Here is a 17,456-nt window from a genome sequence, read left to right as displayed (position 1 = left end):
AAAATTAAAGATAAAAGAAATTCTAAAAACTGTCCAAAGTCATAGTAGTATAAAAACAATAAAAAATTAATTTTGAGTATCTTTGCCAATATTTTATAAAGCATGATTATTACTAAAACAAGAAAAGAAATTGAATTGATGCGTGAAAGTGCTTTAATTGTTTCTAAAACTTTAGGCATTCTTGCCAAAGAGATAAAACCAGGCGTAACAACTCTTCAACTAGATAAAATAGCTGAAGAATATATTAGAAGCGAAGGAGCCTATCCAGGTTTTTTAGGAATGTACGATTTCCCAAATACGTTGTGTATGAGCCCAAATTCACAAGTGGTTCATGGCATTCCAAATGACAAACCTTTGGTTGAAGGCGATATCATTTCAATTGATTGTGGCGCTCTTAAAAATGGCTTTTATGGAGACCACGCTTATACATTTGCTATTGGAGAAATTGCTCCTGAAACCGAAAAATTACTTCAAGTTACCAAAGAATCATTATACATAGGCATTAGAGAATTTAAAATCAATAACCGTGTAGGAGATGTTGGTTATGCCATCCAAAAATATTGTGAGGACCATGGTTACGGTGTTGTTAGAGAATTGGTTGGACATGGTTTAGGCAAAAAAATGCATGAAGATCCTGAAATGCCAAACTATGGAAAACGTGGTAGAGGAAAAATGTTTATAGAAGGGATGGTTGTTGCCATCGAGCCAATGATAAATTTAGGAACTCACCGAATTAAACAACACAGAGATGGATGGACCATTACAACTTTAGACAATAAACCAAGTGCTCATTTTGAACACGATGTTGCCATTGTTGATGGAAAACCTGAATTGCTTTCTACCTTTGCTTACATTTATGATGCTTTAGGAATAGAAAGCAACGAAGAAGATGAATTTAGACAAAAAGCATTAGTTTTATAAACCATGAAAAAAATCATTTCAGAAATTAAAGAACTTGAACTTGCAAACGGGTTAAAAGGACGCTATTTTCATACAGATTTCATGACCATAGGTTTTGTTGACATTAAAAAAGGAGCCATTTTACCAGCTCATTCTCATTTTCATGAACAAACCACACAAGTTACAGAAGGTAAACTTGAAATGACCATTAATGGTGTAACACAAATTTTAGAACCAGGAATCATTACTTTAATTCCTTCAAACGTAGTACACAGTGCTCGTGCCTTAACAGATTGTAAAGTAACAGATATTTTCTGCCCTGTTAGGGAAGATTATAAATAATCACTTTTGAAAAAACTCTTCAAATTCATACTTAACTTCCTGCCTAGACCTTTCTTGATTCGATTAAGTTATACTATTAGGCCTTTTTTAGAGGTTTTTTTAAAAGGTGAAACATATACTGACCCTATTGATGGTAAAAATTTTAAAAGCTTTTTACCTTATGGCTATGGCAAGCAGCGAGACAATGTATTATCGCCTTCTACCCTTTCTTTAGAGCGACACAGATTATTATGGTTGTATTTAAAAAATGAAACTGATTTTTTCACAGCTAAGCACAAAGTTCTCCATTTTGCGCCAGAACAAGCTTTTTACAAACGATTCAGAAATATGAAAAATCTGGATTATGTGACTACCGATTTAAACTCACCATTAGCCGATGTAAAAGCAGATATCTGTAATTTACCTTTTAAGGATAACGAATTTGATGTTATTCTTTGCAACCATGTTTTAGAGCATATTCCAGACGATACTAAAGCTATGCAAGAACTTTACAGGGTATTAAAACCAGGTGGTTTTGGGGTATTCCAAATTCCTCAGGATTTAAATAGAGCATTTACTTTTGAAGACAACAACATTACAGATAAAAAAGAACGCGCTAAAATTTTTGGACAATATGACCATGTTCGGGTTTATGGCCGTGATTATTTTAACAAGCTTCGTTCAATAGGTTTTAAAGTTGAAGAAGTAGATTATACCACCACTACTTTATCTGATGAAGCAATTACTAAATATTGTTTAGCCAAAGGGGAAATTATTCCTGTTGTTTTTAAAATTTAAAACTCAGGAAAACCATTTAAACCCATCGTTTCCAATTCATTTTTATCATTTTCAAAAATCAAGAACACTTTAAGCTCCTTATGGTTTTCTAAAAAGGCTTTAACTTTTTCAATTCCCATGGCTTTAAAAGCAGTTGCATAAGCATCGGCAGTCATGCAATTTGAAGCCATAACAGAAATACTTAATAAATTAGTTTTGCTTGGATAACCTGTTTTGGTATCTATAATATGCGAATATCTGTTTCCGTTGGCATCAATCTTAAATTTTCTGTATGTTCCTGATGTTGCCATAGCTTCATCAGTTACAGAAATTGCTCTTATGATTGATTGTGTGCCATCAAAATGAGGCATTTCAACACCTACTTTCCAAGGTTTATTCTTTTCTATATTAATGCCTTTGGTTCTTATTTCTCCACCAATTTCTACTATATAATTTTCAATATTTTGCTGTTCCAAAAACTCTGAAATTACATCCACACCATAACCTTTTGCTATGGCATTAAAATCAATAAACGTATTTGGGTTTTCTTTTATAATTCTATTGCCTTCTCTATGAACTTTATTTAGTCCAACGGAAACCATTAAACTATCTATTTTCAAGCTATCCAGTTTAACAATATTTCCTTCAGGACCAAAATCCCATGCATTCACTAAATTTCCAATTGTTGGGTCAAAAGCACCTTCGGTTTTTGTATAAATATCTTTTGAAGCTTCAAAAACCTTTTGAAAATGCTTATCTATAATGTTTGATTCATTTCTGTTAAGTTTTGAAATATCTGAATCTTCCATATAGGTTGACATTGATTTATTAATAACAGTGAATAAACTATCAATTTTATTTTGAAAATCTTGCTGCTGTTCTGAGTAATATTGAATAGAGTACGATGTTCCAAAAACTAACCCATTAATTTTGGTGTTATCTATTTGCTTACAAGAAACCAGTAAAAAACAAAATAAAATCCCTAAAACATATCTTTTCATAATGTTGCTATTAATTAAAATTGGTTTCTAATACTTGAATGCCATTATATTCAATCAAGTAATCTTCGTTTAAAAATATAGGCAACGAATTATCTTCAATATTTGATAAACCAACACCTGCATATAGTACTTTTGCATGCTTTTCCCTGGCATGCTTTTTAAAGGATTCCATCCAAATCACATCATAATTATTTGGGTTTTCTGGCAACAAAATAGCTCTTACTATTACGAAAAAATACTGATTATTTTTGTCAATACAAACAAACTGCGGATGCTTTTTAAGCTTACTGTTTATAGCTATAAATTCAAAACCACGTTGTTCTAAGTCTTTTCCAACATGGTTCATTGCCAAATTATGTAATTCTTGCTTAGTGAGAGGTTTACGCATATTACAAAATTAATGCATATATTGATTAAATTAAAATTTTGTTTACCTTTAAAACCAATCTGTTATAGTAACAATTAAAATTAAACAGATTAAAACCAACCCAATCTACTTTATAAACTTCATTTACTTATAAGCAACAATAAGTACATGATAAAACTACACAATCATTTTTAAAAATTTATAAAAAAGGGGAAATATAATCAAGCTTAAATATCTCGAAAACAGAATTTGCTCTTGATATTAGGTATTCTTAGTTGATATACCAGATACTAACCTAGCAAAAAAAATGAAAAATAAATTTAAACCAACCAAAAAATTATGAAATCGGAAGCAAACACATGGACAAAAACAGAACTTCAAATTTATATTTTACTTCTTTGTGCAAATGCTGATTCGGTTGAAAGCAAAGAAGAAATTAACTTAATAAAATCTAAAGTAGACAAGAAAACCTTTAGAAAAATATACAATGAATTTACTAAAGACACTGAAGAAGATAGCTTTGAAAAAATAGACGCTAACATACATTTACATAAATATAACCAAACTGAACTTTCAAATATTCATAAAGAAATCAATGAAATTTTTCTTGCCGACAACAAGTTTGGAATGATGGAGCAAAATCTAAATAGAATATTAGATAACATAATCTATTGATAAATACATAATTTATTTTAAAAATTCTTTTCATTACAGTACTTAGATAAAACTTGTATTTAATAAAAAAGCCAACTCACAAAGTTGGCTTTTTTATTACTGTGATTTTATTTATCCTCCAAAATCATCAAATCTGATATTCTCTTCGGCAAGACCAAAATCTTCACCCATCTTTTGAACGGCTTGGTTCATTAATGGTGGTCCACAGAAATACAATTCAATATCTTCTGGCGACTCATGTTTGCTTAAATAATTATCTATAACACAATTGTGAATAAATCCAACAAATCCATCACCAGGAGCATCAATATTTTCTTTTACTTTCCAGTTATCTTCTGGCATTGGCTCAGAAAGAGCCAAATAGAATTTAAAGTTTGGAAAGTCTTTTTCTAAATCTTTAAAATGATCTAAATAGAACAATTCACGTTTAGAACGTCCACCATACCAATAGGTAACTTTTCTACCAGTTTTCAATGTTTTAAATAAATGATACAAGTGAGAACGCATCGGTGCCATACCTGCTCCACCACCAACATACAACATTTCAGCATTAGATTCATTAATGAAAAATTCTCCGTAAGGACCAGAAATAGTTACTTTATCTCCTTTTTTTCTTGAGAAAATATAAGACGATGCAATTCCAGGATTAACATCCATCCACCCGCCTTTAGCTCTATCAAAAGGAGGTGTTGCTATACGCACGTTTAACATAATTTCTCTACCTTCAGCTGGATAAGAAGCCATTGAATAGGCTCTTTCTACAGTATCAGTATTTTTCATTACCAAGTCCCAAAGTTTAAACTTGTCCCATTCAGCTTGAAATTTATCTGGGGTTTCGTGTTCTTCTGGATGTGCTGTAATATCCATGTCGACAAACTTTACTTCACATGGTGGTATTTCAATTTGAATATACCCACCAGCTTTATAGTTCATAGCTTCAGGAATTTCTACAACAAATTCTTTGATAAATGATGCCACATTGTAATTTCTAACCACAGTTCCTTCCCATTTTTTAATGCCAAAAACTTCTTCTGGAATCGTAATATTCATGTCTTGTTTTACTTTTACTTGACAACCTAAACGAGCTCCTTCTTGTAATTCCTTTCTTGTAAAATGAGGTGTTTCTGTTGGGAGTGCTTCACCTCCACCTGACAGTACATGACATTCACATTGAAGACACGTTCCACCACCACCACATGCTGACGGCAAAAATATTTTTTGATTTCCTAATGTTGATAACAAAGAACCTCCTGAGGCAACTTCAATTACCTTTTCACCATTGATAGTAATTTTTACCGGACCTGAAGGTGATAGTTTTTGTTTTACAACTAAAAGCAATACTACCAATAAAATAGTAATAACTAAAAATACGGTTACAGTTGCTAATATCGTTCCTAATGTACCTGCTGCTAAAATCATATTACTCATTTACTTTTATGTTGTTAGCTAACACTTTTTCTTTCTTTTTAACTTCTGAATTTTCAACTTCATTTGAAGGAATAGTGTTGTTTTCTTGTTTTGTCATTTCAGTTTTATGCTCTTCTTTCGGTTTTTCATCTCCACCAGTTAACATACCTCCAAAACTCATAAAACCAATAGCCATTAAACCTGTGATAATAAAAGTGATTCCTAAACCTCTTAATGGAGCAGGAACATTTGAATATCTAATTTTTTCACGAATAGCTGCAATAGATAGAATTGCTAAAAACCAACCAATTCCCGAACCTATTCCATAAACAGTTGCCAATCCTAATGTAGGAATCTCTCTTGATTGCATAAACAAAGAACCTCCTAAAATGGCGCAGTTTACTGCTATAAGAGGCAAGAAAATACCTAATGAGTTGTATAATGCCGGGGAAAATTTCTCAACCACAATTTCAACCAATTGTACCATCGTTGCTATGGTAGCAATAAACATGATGAATGATAAGAAACTTAAATCATAATCTGCATATTCTTCACCTAACCAAGCTAAAGCACCTGGTTGTAATAGATAATGATCTAATAACCAGTTTAAAGGTACTGTAATAAGCATTACAAATATAACAGCCGCACCAAGTCCAACTGCTGTTGATACTTTTTTAGATACGGCAAGGAAAGAACACATTCCAAGGAATGTTGCAAAAACCATGTTATCTATAAAGATTGATTTTAAAAATAACTCTAAATGTTCCATATACTTTAATTTTTAGTTCTAACTATTGTCATTAAATAACAACTATCTCAAACTAATTTTAATGATCTTCTATTAATGCTTTATTCCTGCTACGTTGTACCCAAATAATAATTCCAACAACAATTAATGCCATAGGAGATAATAACATAAATCCGTTATTCTCGTATCCTAAAGCATATAGTCCAGTTTTCTCGATTGGGTCTCCTAATACTTTAAATCCAAGTAAAGTTCCAGAGCCTAATAATTCTCTAAAAAAACCAACGATGATAAGAATTAAACCATAACCAGCTCCGTTTCCAATACCATCTAAAAACGATCTCCAAGGGCCATTTGCCAAAGCAAAAGCTTCAAAACGTCCCATAATGATACAGTTTGTAATAATAAGACCTACGAAAACTGACAGGGTTTTACTTAATTCGTATGAATAAGCTTTTAGAATCAAATCAACAATAATAACCAAAACAGCTACTACCACAAGTTGCACAATGATTCTAATTTTTGGTGGAATAATATTCCTCATTAAAGAAATCACCACATTCCCAATTGCTACTACCGCAGTTACAGAAATAGCCATTACAATAGCTGCCTTTAATTGTGCAGTAATTGCCAATGCCGAACAAATACCCAAAACCTGAATAGTGATTGGGTTATTATCAGCTAATGGATCTAATATTAATTTACTATCTTTTTTTGATAAAAGTCCCATAATCTAATTCTTTAAAGTTTTAAGGAATGGAATGTACATATTCAAGTCTTTTTTAATCATAGCCGTAACTCCGTTTCCAGTAATGGTAGCACCTGCTAAGGCATCAATCTCATGATCATCCTTTGTTAGATTTGTTGGATCGTTATTCCCTTTTGCAATAGTAATTCCTTTAAATGCATCACCATCCATAATTTGTTCACCTTTAAAATCGTCCATGAAGAAACGTTGGTTTATGTTAGCTCCAAGACCAGGAGTTTCTCCTTTATGGTCAAAATAAATCCCATCAACTATTAAGTTTTTATCTAACGCAACATAACCCCAAATAGCATCCCAAAGTCCTTTTCCTCTCATTGGAATGATGTAATAAGTTTCCCCATCTTTCTCACCAACAAACAAAGGTAATTTTCTTGTATAATTTTGATTTGATGCTTTTGATTCTTCTTTCTTAATATCTATTAAATAAGCTTCGTTATTTTCGGTAACTTTATCTCCTTCAATTACTAATTGCTTTTTGATATATTTTGCAAATTCTGAAGCGACTTTATTTGTAGGCACAAAATTTACACTGCTTTCATCATTTTCATTAACTCCCATAGCATATAGAATATTCTGTTGAATTTCTAAACGCTTATTTTCTGTGATTTTTGGTTTTAATGATTCAGCAGCAAATGCCAATAATGCACCAACAATAATTACCATTCCAATGGCAAACAATATAGTGTATGAATTTTTATCTGTTCTATTTTCCATCATTAAGCAGTTTTAACTTTTAGACGTTTAAGTCTTTGCTTTATATTTCCTTTAACCACATAATGGTCAATAGTAGGTGCAAACACGTTCATTAATAAAATTGCCAACATTACACCTTCTGGATATGCTGGATTGAATACACGAATTAAGATAGACATTAGTCCTACAAAAAATCCATATACCCATTTTCCTCTATTTGTTTGAGATGCAGTAACCGGGTCTGTAGCCATATAAACCACACCGAAGGCAAAACCTCCAATAATTAAGTGTTGCCAATAAGGTGTACTCATTAATGTGTAAAATTTACTTCCTTGAGCAATTACATTGGCATCTACAAGACCGTTAAAAATTAACCCCATTATGATAGCTCCAACTACAGAAGACAACATAATTCTCCAGCTTCCAATTTTAGTAAAGATTAAAAACAAACCTCCCAGTAAAATTAATAACGTTGAAGTTTCTCCTATTGAACCTGGAATGAAACCGTAAAACATATCCCAAACCGAATATCCTAAATGTCTGCCTTGAGCTAAACCTCCCAGAATAGTTTCTCCTGTAATAGCATCTACTTTTCCAACACTTTCTACAGCTCCTTGAACCCAAACTTTATCACCACTCATCCAAGTTGGATAAGCAAAGAATAAGAAAGCTCTAATAGTTAAAGCAGGATTTAATATATTCATTCCGGTACCTCCAAAAACTTCTTTGCCTATTACAACTCCAAATGCAACAGCAACTGCAAGCATCCAAAGTGGAATATCGATTGGCACAATTAAAGGCACTAGCATTCCAGTTACCAAGTAACCTTCTTCTACTTCATGCTTTTTTATAGTTGCGAATAAAAATTCTATTCCTAAACCTACACCATAAGAAACAATCACCAAAGGAATTATTTTCCAAAATCCTAAAGCAAAATTATCAAGTGTCCAGAATTGACTACTAAAAAACCCACCCGTTGCAGCATCAATTTCTCCTGCTGCTAAATAATGTTGATATCCAGCGTTAAACATACCGAATATTAAACATGGCAATAAAGCCAGGATAACCGTATTCATGGTACGCTTTAAATCATCGGCTACTTTTATATGAGTTCCATTATGAGTGGTATCATTTGGTAAGAATAAAAAAGTATGGAAAGCACCAAAAGCAGGTGCGATTTTTGTTCCTTTATACTTCTCTTTTAATTTATGTAATTTACTTTTTAAACTCATTATCCTATTTCTTTAAGCATTAAGTCTAATCCTTTTCTAATAATATCTTGATGTGGTTGTTTAGAAACACATACAAATTCTGTTAATGCAAAATCTTCCGGAGCTACTTCATACATTCCTAATGCTTCCATTTCATCAAGGTCTTTATACATACAAGCCTTTAATATTTGCATTGGAAATATATCTAATGGAAATACTTCTTCATAATTTCCTGTAGTAACAAAAGCACGATGTTCACCATTTGTATTGGTGTTTAAATCGTATTTTTTATTTGGAAACATCCAAGAGAAGGTTAATGCTCTGGTTGTAGAAATTTTATTAAATACTGGCATAGTCCATCCAAAAAACTCGTAGTCATCACCTTCTGGAATTACAGTAATGGTATTACTATAGTAATCTAGATATCCATCAGGATTCACTTTCTTGCCAGATAAAATATCGCCAGAAATGATACGAACATGAGCATCTTTTTCAATACCCCTATCATATATCATTGTAGCAACTTCACACCCTAATTTTGTTATAAAATATCTTGGTTTTTCTATAGAAGAACCAACCAAAGCTACAATACGTTCCGGATTAAATTTACCAGTTAATAATAGTTCACCCATAATCACCAAGTCTTGCGGGCTTACTGTCCAAACTACTTCTCCTTTGTTAACAGGGTCTATTTTATTGATCTGTGTTCCTACATTTCCAGACGGATGTGGACCAGACACATTATGTAAAGTAATACCAGACAAATCAGCCATTGGAGATTTACCAAATTTCCCTACAGAAACGTGTACTTTTCCTTTAGTTAATTTCCCTAATGCAGTTACAGCTGCCTGTAACTCCTTTTCTTTACCTTGTAGTGTGTAGTTATAATTAGCTACCAATGGAGCAGATGCATGAGCAGAAATAAAAATTGCTTTAGGCTCTTTATTTGGGTTTGCAATCACATCATAAGGTCGTTGTTTTATAAAAGGCCAACAACCCGATGAAAGAAGAAGTGATTTTACATCTTCTGGTTTTGCAGTTTCCAAATTTAAAATAGGATTCTCAAAATAAGAATCCTGTTTATCTGCTTGAATTTTAATAGATAATATTTTACGCTTTTCACCACGGGCAATTTCTATAATTTCACCAGAAACTGGAGAAACAAATTTTATATTTTCATTGGATTTATCATAAAAAACAGGTTCTCCTGCTTTTACATTTGTTCCAACTTTAGAAATTAATTTTGGTGTTACGCCGTGAAAATCTTGAGGTCTTAAAGTATAAAAGTTGCTTATTACTGCCTGTTCAGAGGTTTTTTCAGCTTCACCTTTTAGTTTAATGTCTAGACCTTTTTTGATACGAATGTCGTTTGACATATTTTAATTTATTGAGATTAGTTGTCTAAAAACGGAGCAAATTTACAAATTAATAATGCAGATTACATAATAATTAACATAGAAATTTATTCCCTTTTTGGCAAGTTCATTTTTAGGTATAAAATTTGATTATATTTACAAAAAAACAGTTCATTAATGCAAAATAAATCATATTTCTTTTTATTCTTTGGCTTTATTGCAACAACTATTTTTGCCCAAGTTGAAGAAATAAACCCGCCTGATTATATTAAAACAATAAATTTTAAAGGGAACACTAATGAAAGTCAATTACCTGTTCTAAAACTTGGTGCTTATCTTGATTTAGAATTTGATGCTTTAAACGGTAATGAAGACGATTATTATTACACTATTGAGCATTATAATTTTGATTGGACTCCTTCTGTTTTAGTAAAATCTGAATATTTAGATGGCATTGATAATCAACGCATTCGTAGTTACGAAAACTCATTTAATACGTATCAGATTTATTCGCATTACAAACTCACCATTCCAAACGAACAAACAAAAAGGTTCAAAATTTCTGGAAACTATATGATGAACATTTTTAATAGTGACAATGAACTGGTTTTTACAAGAAAATTTATGGTTTATGAAGATTTAGCTGTTGTAGGCGTCAATTTAAAACGTTCTAGGGATATCGCTTATATTGAATCTAAACAACGAGTTGAAATTACTATTGTTCCAAACAGTATTCAGCTAAATAACCCAAAACAAAACATAAAAATTGCCGTTATTCAAAACAATAATTTAAATACGGCTATTACCAATCTTGTTCCTCAATATACCATAGGAAATCAACTTATCTATAAATATGATTCAGAATCCAGTTTTTGGGCAGGAAACGAATATCTGTTTTTTGAAAATAAAGATGTTCGAGCTGCTAATACTGGTATTCAACATATTGATTTAGAAGATTTATATCACAATTATTTGTTTACAAACTATTCAAGAGTAAACAGACCTTATACCTATAATCCAGACATTAATGGAAATTACCTCATCACAAATATTGATGCCGATAATTCAGATATTGAGGCAGACTATGTATGGATACATTTTTCTTTATTACCAGACCCTTCAGACCCTTCTTTTGAAAGTAAGAATGTTTATGTGTATGGTAATTTTAATAATTATGATTTGAACAAATCCAATAAATTGATTTATGACAAAATAGTTGGATTATATAAAACTAAGATATTGTTAAAACAAGGGTTTTATAACTATAAATATGTTGTTGTTAATGATAATGGATCGATTAACGAAGGTGCCGTAAGCGGAAATTTTTATCAAACCGAGAACAATTATAAAGTAATTGTTTATTACAGAGATTTAGGCAAACGTTATGATAGAATTATAGGATTTGGCGAAGGTTCCTCGATAAACATCTCGAATTAATCGGAATAATTTCATTTAATTCCATATGAGCCAAAAAAAATCTTATTTTTGCATCACTAAACATATTGTATATAAGTAGATAATATGGTTCAACAAGTAACAAGAGGCATAAAAATTTCAGTAGAAACCACTTTTGAAGGCTCATTTTATAAAAATTATAAAATACAGTTTGCCTTTGGATACCATATAACTATTGAAAATCAAAGTAAAGACTCTGTTCAACTTAATGCACGTCACTGGAAAATTTATGATGCATTAAATAATATTGAAATCGTTTCAGGTGAAGGTGTTATTGGCAAAAAACCTGTTTTAAGACCAGGCGAATCTCACACTTACACTTCTGGGTGCTTACTAACATCACCCTTTGGCGCTATGCGCGGATATTTTAGCATGGTAAACTTTACCACAACAAAAAAGTTTAAAGTAACAATCCCTACTTTTAAGTTAAGCGCTCCTTTCGCCATTAATTAGTCCTTTATTTTCTGTTGAATTTGTAAACTTTTCCATTTTGTTCAATATGGAAAAAACTACAATTTGAATAATGGACAAATTCAAAAGCTAGGTTATAATTAAAAGTTGCATCTTCTACAGAAAATGTATCATGAACATCAATATTACCATAAGGTGAAATTCGCCTAAACTGATATTCAATTTCATGCCCTATATGATGCAGTTCAAACCAAGCACCAGCTGCTATTCCAGATAACCATTGCGCTTTATGATGCAAATTATCAACCGGTTTTGGCTTTAACGTTCCTATAAAACTTGGTTCATGATGCTTTAGCTTATCTAAAAAACATTTTAAATTTTCACTGGTTTGAGAACCTTTGTATTCAGAAATAATTCCAGTTTCAGAAACTTCAAATGCATTGCCTTCCATACTGCCAATCAACACATTTCCAACCGTACTTGGCGTGAACCATTTAGACCTTACAAGTCTTTTTTTAATTTTAGAATCGGTTACTGAAGCTATTAAAGCATCGGTCACAAATCTGGCACAATTACAAGCTTCGTTTAAGAATGCTGCATAACGGATAAAATGTTTTTGCTGCATTTCTGTAATATGAATTCTAGCCTTTTTATAATCAATTACATTACAAACCGAAGCCACCATTTTTCCATCTCCATGGGTTAATTTTGGATGGGTTGCCAGAAACTTTAAAATATCATTTAGATTGGTTATAGAATCATTTTTAATCTCTGCTTTTATAGGAAAATGCAATTCGTTATCTGTTTCACTTCCGCGAACTCTACCATAAGGTTCGGGTGTAATATAACGTCCAAAATCATGGTATTCTAAAACACCCGTTTGTTTATCGATAAGTACTAATGCAGCATGACCAGCGCGTAAATAATTTTTCTTTCCAACACCGAAAAATCTTAAAAAAGGTGAAAACCATTCTTTAGAAACCATTACAATAGTTTCCGGATATGCCAGTGTTAAAATAATTCCTGTATTAGCCATTTACAATGGAAGGTAAATTAAATTGATTTTTTGTTATCGATTTATTTAATAAATTTTCATGAATCATTTCAATAAAATCAGCCTTTTTTTCAACTTGGGTTATACTGGTTGTTTTTACAAATCCTCTATCCATAATCACTCCATAATCATCATTATTTTTGCCAGCAGTTTTATGAAATTTCAAAACAGACTCTGCATTTAATTCCTGTTTTAATTTAAAAGCATCAAACCAACTATATCTTTCTTGTTTCATAACTGAATTATACAAAGTTGATGATGACCATATTTTAGGTTCTAATGGTAATTCAGAAACATGCTTTATATTTCCATCCCAAACTAACTCATAAAACTTTAAATTAATATTCCAATCTGCAATTACCATTGTAAACGGTTCAACATTGTCTAAATTATATGAATCAATAGTTGTAACAATATCTTCAGAAACCAGAAAATTGCTAGCTACTACGCCTCTACTTAATCTGTAATTTGATTGTCTTTTATGCAACTCAAAACCACCGTTAAGTACACAAACCAATCTGCTTTTTTCGCTTACTCCAATCCATGTCCCTCCAGAAATCACGTCTTTAGGAAACAGTAGTTTCGTTCCTTTTACAGTATAAATATTAGGAGCCAATGACACTCTATTTGGCGCTTCATCACGATTTGAAGTTAATACAAAATCGTTTTTACCTTGAGGAATAATAGTAACTGTACACATAAAACTGTAGTCTTTAAACTGCTTGCCAACTTACAAAAAATAAACAAATTTTAACTCGGTTTTAATAGCTCATCATTTTAGACATCATTAAAAAATTCGTAAATTTGCACCATTATTTCTGAATTTTTTAAAATAAAAACAATAAATCAAACCAAAACCCATGGGAAACGGATTTTTCAATGTACCTGTTGCTGTTAACGAACCAGTTAAAAGTTATGCTCCAGGTTCACCAGAACGAGAAGCTGTATTAACTACTTACAAAAAAATGTATAAAGAGCAAGTTGATATACCTTTTTATATAGGCGGAAAAGAATACAAAACCGGTAATACAGCTGATATTTTTCCACCACATGATAATAAACATTGTGTTGGCAAATACCATATAGCAGAAAAAGAACATATTGAATTAGCAATTGAAAAAGCTGCAGAAGCTCGCGTAAAATGGGCCGCTACAAACTGGGAAGACAGAGCTGCCATTTTCTTAAAAGCTGCTGAATTATTGGCTGGTCCATTTAGATACAGAATGAATGCAGCTACAATGATTGCTCAATCTAAAAATGTGTTTCAAGCTGAAATTGATTCAGCATGTGAATTGATTGATTTCTTGCGTTTCAACGTTCAGTTTATGACCGAGATTTACAGCAATCAACCTATTTCTTCTCCAGGTATTTGGAACCGTACAGAATACAGACCTCTTGAAGGTTTTGTGTATGCCATAACACCTTTTAACTTTACTGCTATAGCTGGTAACCTTCCTGCTGTTCCTGCAATGATGGGTAATGTTGTGATTTGGAAACCTGCTGCAACTCAAATTTATTCAGCTTATGTGATTATGGAGTTGTTTAAAGCCGCTGGTTTGCCAGACGGGGTCATAAATTTAGTGACTGGAAATTCTGGTATGATTACAGATACATTACTGGCTAGTAAAGATTTCTCAGGCGTACATTTTACAGGTTCAACATCTGTATTTAACAGCTTCTGGGAAACTATTGGCAAAAACGTAAACCATTATAAAACCTATCCGAGAATTGTTGGAGAAACAGGTGGAAAAGATTTTATTTGGGCACATCCAACATCAAATGCTCAAGAAGTAGCAACAGCTATTTCAAGAGGTGCTTTTGAATATCAAGGACAAAAATGTAGTGCTGCGTCTAGAGCATACCTTCCAAAAAGTTTATGGGAAGATATCAAAGCTGCTGTTATAAAAGATATCAAATCATTTAAAATGGGTTCACCTGAAGATCCTTCAAACTTTATTAATGCTGTAATTGATAAAAAAGCATTCACTAAATTATCCGGATATCTAGATCAAGCTAAAAAAGATAAAGATGCAGATATTATTGTTGGTGGTGGTTATGACGATTCTAAAGGTTATTTTATTGAACCTACTGTGATTGTTACTACCAATCCACATTACACAACCATGTGTACTGAATTATTTGGGCCTATAATCACCATTTTTATTTATGAAGATTCTGAATGGGAATCAATCTTAGATGTATTAGACAACACAAGTGAATACGCTTTAACAGGCGCTATTTTTAGTGGTGACAGATACGCTATTGAAACTGCTACCAAGAAATTAGAAAATGCAGCCGGAAACTTTTACATTAATGACAAACCAACAGGCGCTGTTGTTGGGCAACAACCATTTGGTGGCGCCAGAGCATCTGGGACTAATGATAAAGCAGGTTCTGTTTGGAACTTATTACGTTGGGTAAGCAACAGAACAATCAAAGAAACTTTTGTTCCACCAACAGATTACAGATATCCGTTTTTAGGATAACGTCAATATAGTTTTAAAAACAAAACCCATCAAATTTGATGGGTTTTTGGTTTAATTATAGAAAATATCTAAGAGTAATTTAAAATAATACTAAATTTATACTAATATTAGATTGGTACACAATTTGCTGCAAAATAGCTATGAAAAAATATATTCTTCTCACTTGTTTGTTATTGCCTTTGTTTACAATTGGTCAAGCCAATAAATTAATAAGACAAGGACTCAAAACATTAGATCCTAATGAGCAAATTCAAATTTTCTCAGAGGCTATTGCCTTAGAACCTGATAATCTTGATGCCTATTTTTATAGAGGTTTAGCTAAATATAATTCGGGTGATTTTAATGGGGCAATTTTAGATTATACTAAAGTGATATTTTATGAACCTAGTGCCGATGTATATTTTAACCGAGGAAATTCTAAATATAGTTTGATGAATTATGAGGGCGCACAGGAAGATTATTCTAAAGCAATAGAAATAAACCCTGAGTTTATTGAAGCCAGATATAGTTTAGCAGTTACCAAAAATGATTTAGAAGATTATCAAGGCGCTATTAAAGTTTTAGATTTACCAAATGTTTATAAATCTTACCCTATTCTATTTCAATTAGCCCGTTCATATGAAGGCCTTAAAGATCATGTAAAGGCTCTTCAAAATTATAATACAGCAGTATTACTAGAACCAAATACAAACACCTTTTATGCTCGTGGTGAGTTTTTTATGAACGTAAACTATTATCAAAAAGCAAATAGCGATTTTAATGCGGCCATTTATTTAGATAAAAACAATTATCCAGCATATTTTTTCAGAGGGATTTCGTCTTTCTTTTTAGGGAACTACAAAGAAGCTTTAATTGATTTCACAATAGCTGTTCAAAACGATATCACTGATTTTGATGCAACCATTGGCTTAGCACTTACCTATTTCAAATTGAATGACCTTGCAAATACTAAGTTAAATTTTGAAAAAGCCAAAAGTATTTTAATTGGAACAGATTCTAGCTTAAAAGAAGATTTTGAACTTTTCAGTAATACCTATTGGTATCAAAAACAGTTCTATTCTTTCAAGGAAAATTATGAGAATTTAAATGCTTTTATAAAAAACTAAACTTTATATTTTATAGGCAAATGAACAACCTTTTTGGTTTCGAAAAAATCTTCAGTATAAAAATCGCTTAAATTATAAATTGTGGCTGTTTTATAGTCTTGAAGTTCTTCTGATAAATCTCCTCCTTTTAAATACAAAATACCATTTTTCAGTTCGTTATTTTGCTTTTTAGCAATCTTTCCTTTTGTCCAATGTACAAAAGTAGGCATTGCTGCTACAGCTCTACTTACTATAAAATCGTAGGTATCATTAATTTCTTCAACTCTACAATGACTGGTTTTAACATTCGTTAACCCCAAACCCTCAACAACTTCATCAACAACTTTTAGTTTTTTTGCAATACTGTCAACTAAATAAAATGAACAATTTGGAAACATAATAGCTAATGGTATCCCTGGAAATCCTCCTCCGGTTCCTACATCCATGATTTTAGAACCGTCGTTAAAATTTACAATTTTTGCAATACCCAATGAATGCAATACATGGCGAAGGTATAATTCATCAATATCTTTACGAGATACTACATTGATTTTTAAATTCCAATCTTGGTAAAGTGATTCTAATTTTTTGAATTTAGAAATCTGATCTTCAGTAAGATTTGGGAAATATTTTAAAATAAGTTCCATTACTCACATTTTTCTGCAAAAATATGCTATTTACATACATATTTTTGCGAAAAATCGTTATAAGTTCATTCTGTTTATGTCTATCTTTGCAAAGTGTGAA

At 31.8% G+C, this 17,456-nt stretch carries 19 protein-coding genes; 8 read left to right on the top strand and 11 right to left on the bottom strand.

Features of this window, described 5'->3' with window-relative positions; genetic code table 11:
- Nucleotides 1–102: 102 nt before the first annotated feature.
- Genes map through V8G69_RS08100 form a run of 3 tightly spaced genes read left to right on the top strand, consistent with a single transcriptional unit; the run spans nt 103 to nt 2,019 of the window.
- Nucleotides 103–921, top strand: a complete 819-nt coding sequence (map, locus tag V8G69_RS08110; RefSeq protein ID WP_394881333.1) for a type I methionyl aminopeptidase — start codon at nt 103–105, stop codon at nt 919–921.
- 3 nt (nt 922–924) lie between these two features.
- A complete protein-coding gene (locus tag V8G69_RS08105) occupies nt 925–1,242 on the top strand; it encodes a cupin domain-containing protein (protein WP_394881332.1) in 318 nt (105 codons plus the stop codon).
- 6 nt (nt 1,243–1,248) lie between these two features.
- Nucleotides 1,249–2,019 (top strand): class I SAM-dependent methyltransferase, encoded by a 771-nt coding sequence (locus tag V8G69_RS08100; RefSeq protein WP_394881331.1) that lies wholly within the window; start codon nt 1,249–1,251, stop codon nt 2,017–2,019.
- On the opposite strand, the gene V8G69_RS08095 is transcribed toward V8G69_RS08100, so the two are convergent.
- Both V8G69_RS08095 and V8G69_RS08090 read right to left on the bottom strand, forming a co-directional pair.
- The gene (locus tag V8G69_RS08095) at nt 2,016–2,999 is read right to left on the bottom strand and encodes an FAD:protein FMN transferase (protein ID WP_394881330.1); all 984 of its coding nucleotides are present in this window, start codon (nt 2,997–2,999) and stop codon (nt 2,016–2,018) included. The genes V8G69_RS08100 and V8G69_RS08095 overlap by 4 nt on opposite strands.
- Nucleotides 3,000–3,009: 10 nt before the next feature.
- Nucleotides 3,010–3,387 (bottom strand): Na(+)-translocating NADH-quinone reductase subunit F, encoded by a 378-nt coding sequence (locus tag V8G69_RS08090; RefSeq protein ID WP_394881329.1) that lies wholly within the window; start codon nt 3,385–3,387, stop codon nt 3,010–3,012.
- A gap of 318 nt (nt 3,388–3,705) precedes the next feature.
- Between V8G69_RS08090 and V8G69_RS08085 the strand changes: the two genes are divergently transcribed.
- Complete coding sequence (locus V8G69_RS08085; RefSeq protein WP_394881328.1) at nt 3,706–4,041, top strand: hypothetical protein; 336 nt, start codon at nt 3,706–3,708, stop codon at nt 4,039–4,041.
- Between the two features lie 111 nt (nt 4,042–4,152).
- Here V8G69_RS08085 and nqrF read toward each other — a convergent pair whose 3' ends face one another.
- Genes nqrF through V8G69_RS08055 form a run of 6 tightly spaced genes read right to left on the bottom strand, consistent with a single transcriptional unit; the run spans nt 4,153 to nt 10,239 of the window.
- Nucleotides 4,153–5,460 (bottom strand): NADH:ubiquinone reductase (Na(+)-transporting) subunit F, encoded by a 1,308-nt coding sequence (nqrF, locus tag V8G69_RS08080; protein ID WP_394881545.1) that lies wholly within the window; start codon nt 5,458–5,460, stop codon nt 4,153–4,155.
- Nucleotide 5,461: 1 nt separating this feature from the next.
- Nucleotides 5,462–6,217: an NADH:ubiquinone reductase (Na(+)-transporting) subunit E gene (nqrE, locus tag V8G69_RS08075; protein ID WP_394881327.1), complete on the bottom strand. Its 756-nt coding sequence runs from the start codon at nt 6,215–6,217 to the stop codon at nt 5,462–5,464.
- Nucleotides 6,218–6,275: 58 nt separating this feature from the next.
- Nucleotides 6,276–6,923, bottom strand: coding sequence for an NADH:ubiquinone reductase (Na(+)-transporting) subunit D (locus tag V8G69_RS08070; RefSeq protein ID WP_394881326.1), 648 nt, complete (start codon nt 6,921–6,923; stop codon nt 6,276–6,278).
- A 3-nt stretch (nt 6,924–6,926) separates the two neighbouring features.
- Nucleotides 6,927–7,673 (bottom strand): Na(+)-translocating NADH-quinone reductase subunit C, encoded by a 747-nt coding sequence (locus tag V8G69_RS08065; protein ID WP_394881544.1) that lies wholly within the window; start codon nt 7,671–7,673, stop codon nt 6,927–6,929.
- Nucleotides 7,674–7,675: 2 nt separating this feature from the next.
- A complete protein-coding gene (locus tag V8G69_RS08060; protein WP_394881325.1) occupies nt 7,676–8,884 on the bottom strand; it encodes an NADH:ubiquinone reductase (Na(+)-transporting) subunit B in 1,209 nt (402 codons plus the stop codon).
- Nucleotides 8,884–10,239 (bottom strand): Na(+)-translocating NADH-quinone reductase subunit A, encoded by a 1,356-nt coding sequence (locus tag V8G69_RS08055; protein ID WP_394881324.1) that lies wholly within the window; start codon nt 10,237–10,239, stop codon nt 8,884–8,886. Before V8G69_RS08055 ends, V8G69_RS08060 begins: the two co-directional genes overlap by 1 nt.
- Nucleotides 10,240–10,395: 156 nt before the next feature.
- Between V8G69_RS08055 and V8G69_RS08050 the strand changes: the two genes are divergently transcribed.
- Together V8G69_RS08050 and apaG are read left to right on the top strand one after the other, a co-directional pair.
- Nucleotides 10,396–11,655, top strand: coding sequence for a DUF5103 domain-containing protein (locus tag V8G69_RS08050; RefSeq protein WP_394881323.1), 1,260 nt, complete (start codon nt 10,396–10,398; stop codon nt 11,653–11,655).
- A gap of 84 nt (nt 11,656–11,739) precedes the next feature.
- Entirely contained in the window at nt 11,740–12,126 is a 387-nt protein-coding gene (gene apaG / locus V8G69_RS08045) for a Co2+/Mg2+ efflux protein ApaG (protein WP_394881322.1), read from the top strand.
- Between the two features lie 4 nt (nt 12,127–12,130).
- Here apaG and V8G69_RS08040 read toward each other — a convergent pair whose 3' ends face one another.
- Entirely contained in the window at nt 12,131–13,120 is a 990-nt protein-coding gene (locus tag V8G69_RS08040; RefSeq protein WP_394881321.1) for a DUF6695 family protein, read from the bottom strand.
- Nucleotides 13,113–13,838 (bottom strand): NRDE family protein, encoded by a 726-nt coding sequence (locus V8G69_RS08035; RefSeq protein ID WP_394881320.1) that lies wholly within the window; start codon nt 13,836–13,838, stop codon nt 13,113–13,115. Before V8G69_RS08035 ends, V8G69_RS08040 begins: the two co-directional genes overlap by 8 nt.
- 160 nt (nt 13,839–13,998) lie before the next feature.
- Between V8G69_RS08035 and pruA the strand changes: the two genes are divergently transcribed.
- Nucleotides 13,999–15,624, top strand: a complete 1,626-nt coding sequence (gene pruA, locus V8G69_RS08030) for an L-glutamate gamma-semialdehyde dehydrogenase (RefSeq protein ID WP_394881319.1) — start codon at nt 13,999–14,001, stop codon at nt 15,622–15,624.
- Between the two features lie 140 nt (nt 15,625–15,764).
- Nucleotides 15,765–16,730: a tetratricopeptide repeat protein gene (locus V8G69_RS08025; RefSeq protein ID WP_394881318.1), complete on the top strand. Its 966-nt coding sequence runs from the start codon at nt 15,765–15,767 to the stop codon at nt 16,728–16,730.
- On the opposite strand, the gene rsmG is transcribed toward V8G69_RS08025, so the two are convergent.
- Nucleotides 16,727–17,356 carry a 16S rRNA (guanine(527)-N(7))-methyltransferase RsmG gene (gene rsmG, locus V8G69_RS08020; RefSeq protein ID WP_394881317.1) on the bottom strand — a complete coding sequence of 210 codons (630 nt, stop codon included), beginning with the start codon at nt 17,354–17,356 and terminating at the stop codon, nt 16,727–16,729. The two genes, V8G69_RS08025 and rsmG, sit on opposite strands and share 4 nt — an antisense overlap.
- Nucleotides 17,357–17,456 lie beyond the last annotated feature (100 nt).

The sequence above is a fragment of the Gaetbulibacter sp. M235 genome (genome assembly GCF_043876835.1).
GTDB lineage: Bacteria > Bacteroidota > Bacteroidia > Flavobacteriales > Flavobacteriaceae > Yeosuana.
This window is presented reverse-complemented; position numbering and strand designations above follow the sequence as displayed.

Excerpts from the sequence above, each read along its gene's own strand:
- map (WP_394881333.1), top strand. The coding sequence starts at position 103 with ATGATTATTACTAAAACAAGAAAAGAAATTGAATTGATGCGTGAAAGT.
- V8G69_RS08105 (WP_394881332.1), top strand. The coding sequence starts at position 925 with ATGAAAAAAATCATTTCAGAAATTAAAGAACTTGAACTTGCAAACGGG.
- V8G69_RS08095 (WP_394881330.1), bottom strand. The coding sequence starts at position 2,999 with ATGAAAAGATATGTTTTAGGGATTTTATTTTGTTTTTTACTGGTTTCT.
- V8G69_RS08090 (WP_394881329.1), bottom strand. The coding sequence starts at position 3,387 with ATGCGTAAACCTCTCACTAAGCAAGAATTACATAATTTGGCAATGAAC.
- V8G69_RS08085 (WP_394881328.1), top strand. The coding sequence starts at position 3,706 with ATGAAATCGGAAGCAAACACATGGACAAAAACAGAACTTCAAATTTAT.
- nqrF (WP_394881545.1), bottom strand. The coding sequence starts at position 5,460 with ATGATTTTAGCAGCAGGTACATTAGGAACGATATTAGCAACTGTAACC.
- nqrE (WP_394881327.1), bottom strand. The coding sequence starts at position 6,217 with ATGGAACATTTAGAGTTATTTTTAAAATCAATCTTTATAGATAACATG.
- V8G69_RS08070 (WP_394881326.1), bottom strand. The coding sequence starts at position 6,923 with ATGGGACTTTTATCAAAAAAAGATAGTAAATTAATATTAGATCCATTA.
- V8G69_RS08065 (WP_394881544.1), bottom strand. The coding sequence starts at position 7,673 with ATGGAAAATAGAACAGATAAAAATTCATACACTATATTGTTTGCCATT.
- V8G69_RS08060 (WP_394881325.1), bottom strand. The coding sequence starts at position 8,884 with ATGAGTTTAAAAAGTAAATTACATAAATTAAAAGAGAAGTATAAAGGA.
- V8G69_RS08055 (WP_394881324.1), bottom strand. The coding sequence starts at position 10,239 with ATGTCAAACGACATTCGTATCAAAAAAGGTCTAGACATTAAACTAAAA.
- V8G69_RS08050 (WP_394881323.1), top strand. The coding sequence starts at position 10,396 with ATGCAAAATAAATCATATTTCTTTTTATTCTTTGGCTTTATTGCAACA.
- apaG (WP_394881322.1), top strand. The coding sequence starts at position 11,740 with ATGGTTCAACAAGTAACAAGAGGCATAAAAATTTCAGTAGAAACCACT.
- V8G69_RS08040 (WP_394881321.1), bottom strand. The coding sequence starts at position 13,120 with ATGGCTAATACAGGAATTATTTTAACACTGGCATATCCGGAAACTATT.
- V8G69_RS08035 (WP_394881320.1), bottom strand. The coding sequence starts at position 13,838 with ATGTGTACAGTTACTATTATTCCTCAAGGTAAAAACGATTTTGTATTA.
- pruA (WP_394881319.1), top strand. The coding sequence starts at position 13,999 with ATGGGAAACGGATTTTTCAATGTACCTGTTGCTGTTAACGAACCAGTT.
- V8G69_RS08025 (WP_394881318.1), top strand. The coding sequence starts at position 15,765 with ATGAAAAAATATATTCTTCTCACTTGTTTGTTATTGCCTTTGTTTACA.
- rsmG (WP_394881317.1), bottom strand. The coding sequence starts at position 17,356 with ATGGAACTTATTTTAAAATATTTCCCAAATCTTACTGAAGATCAGATT.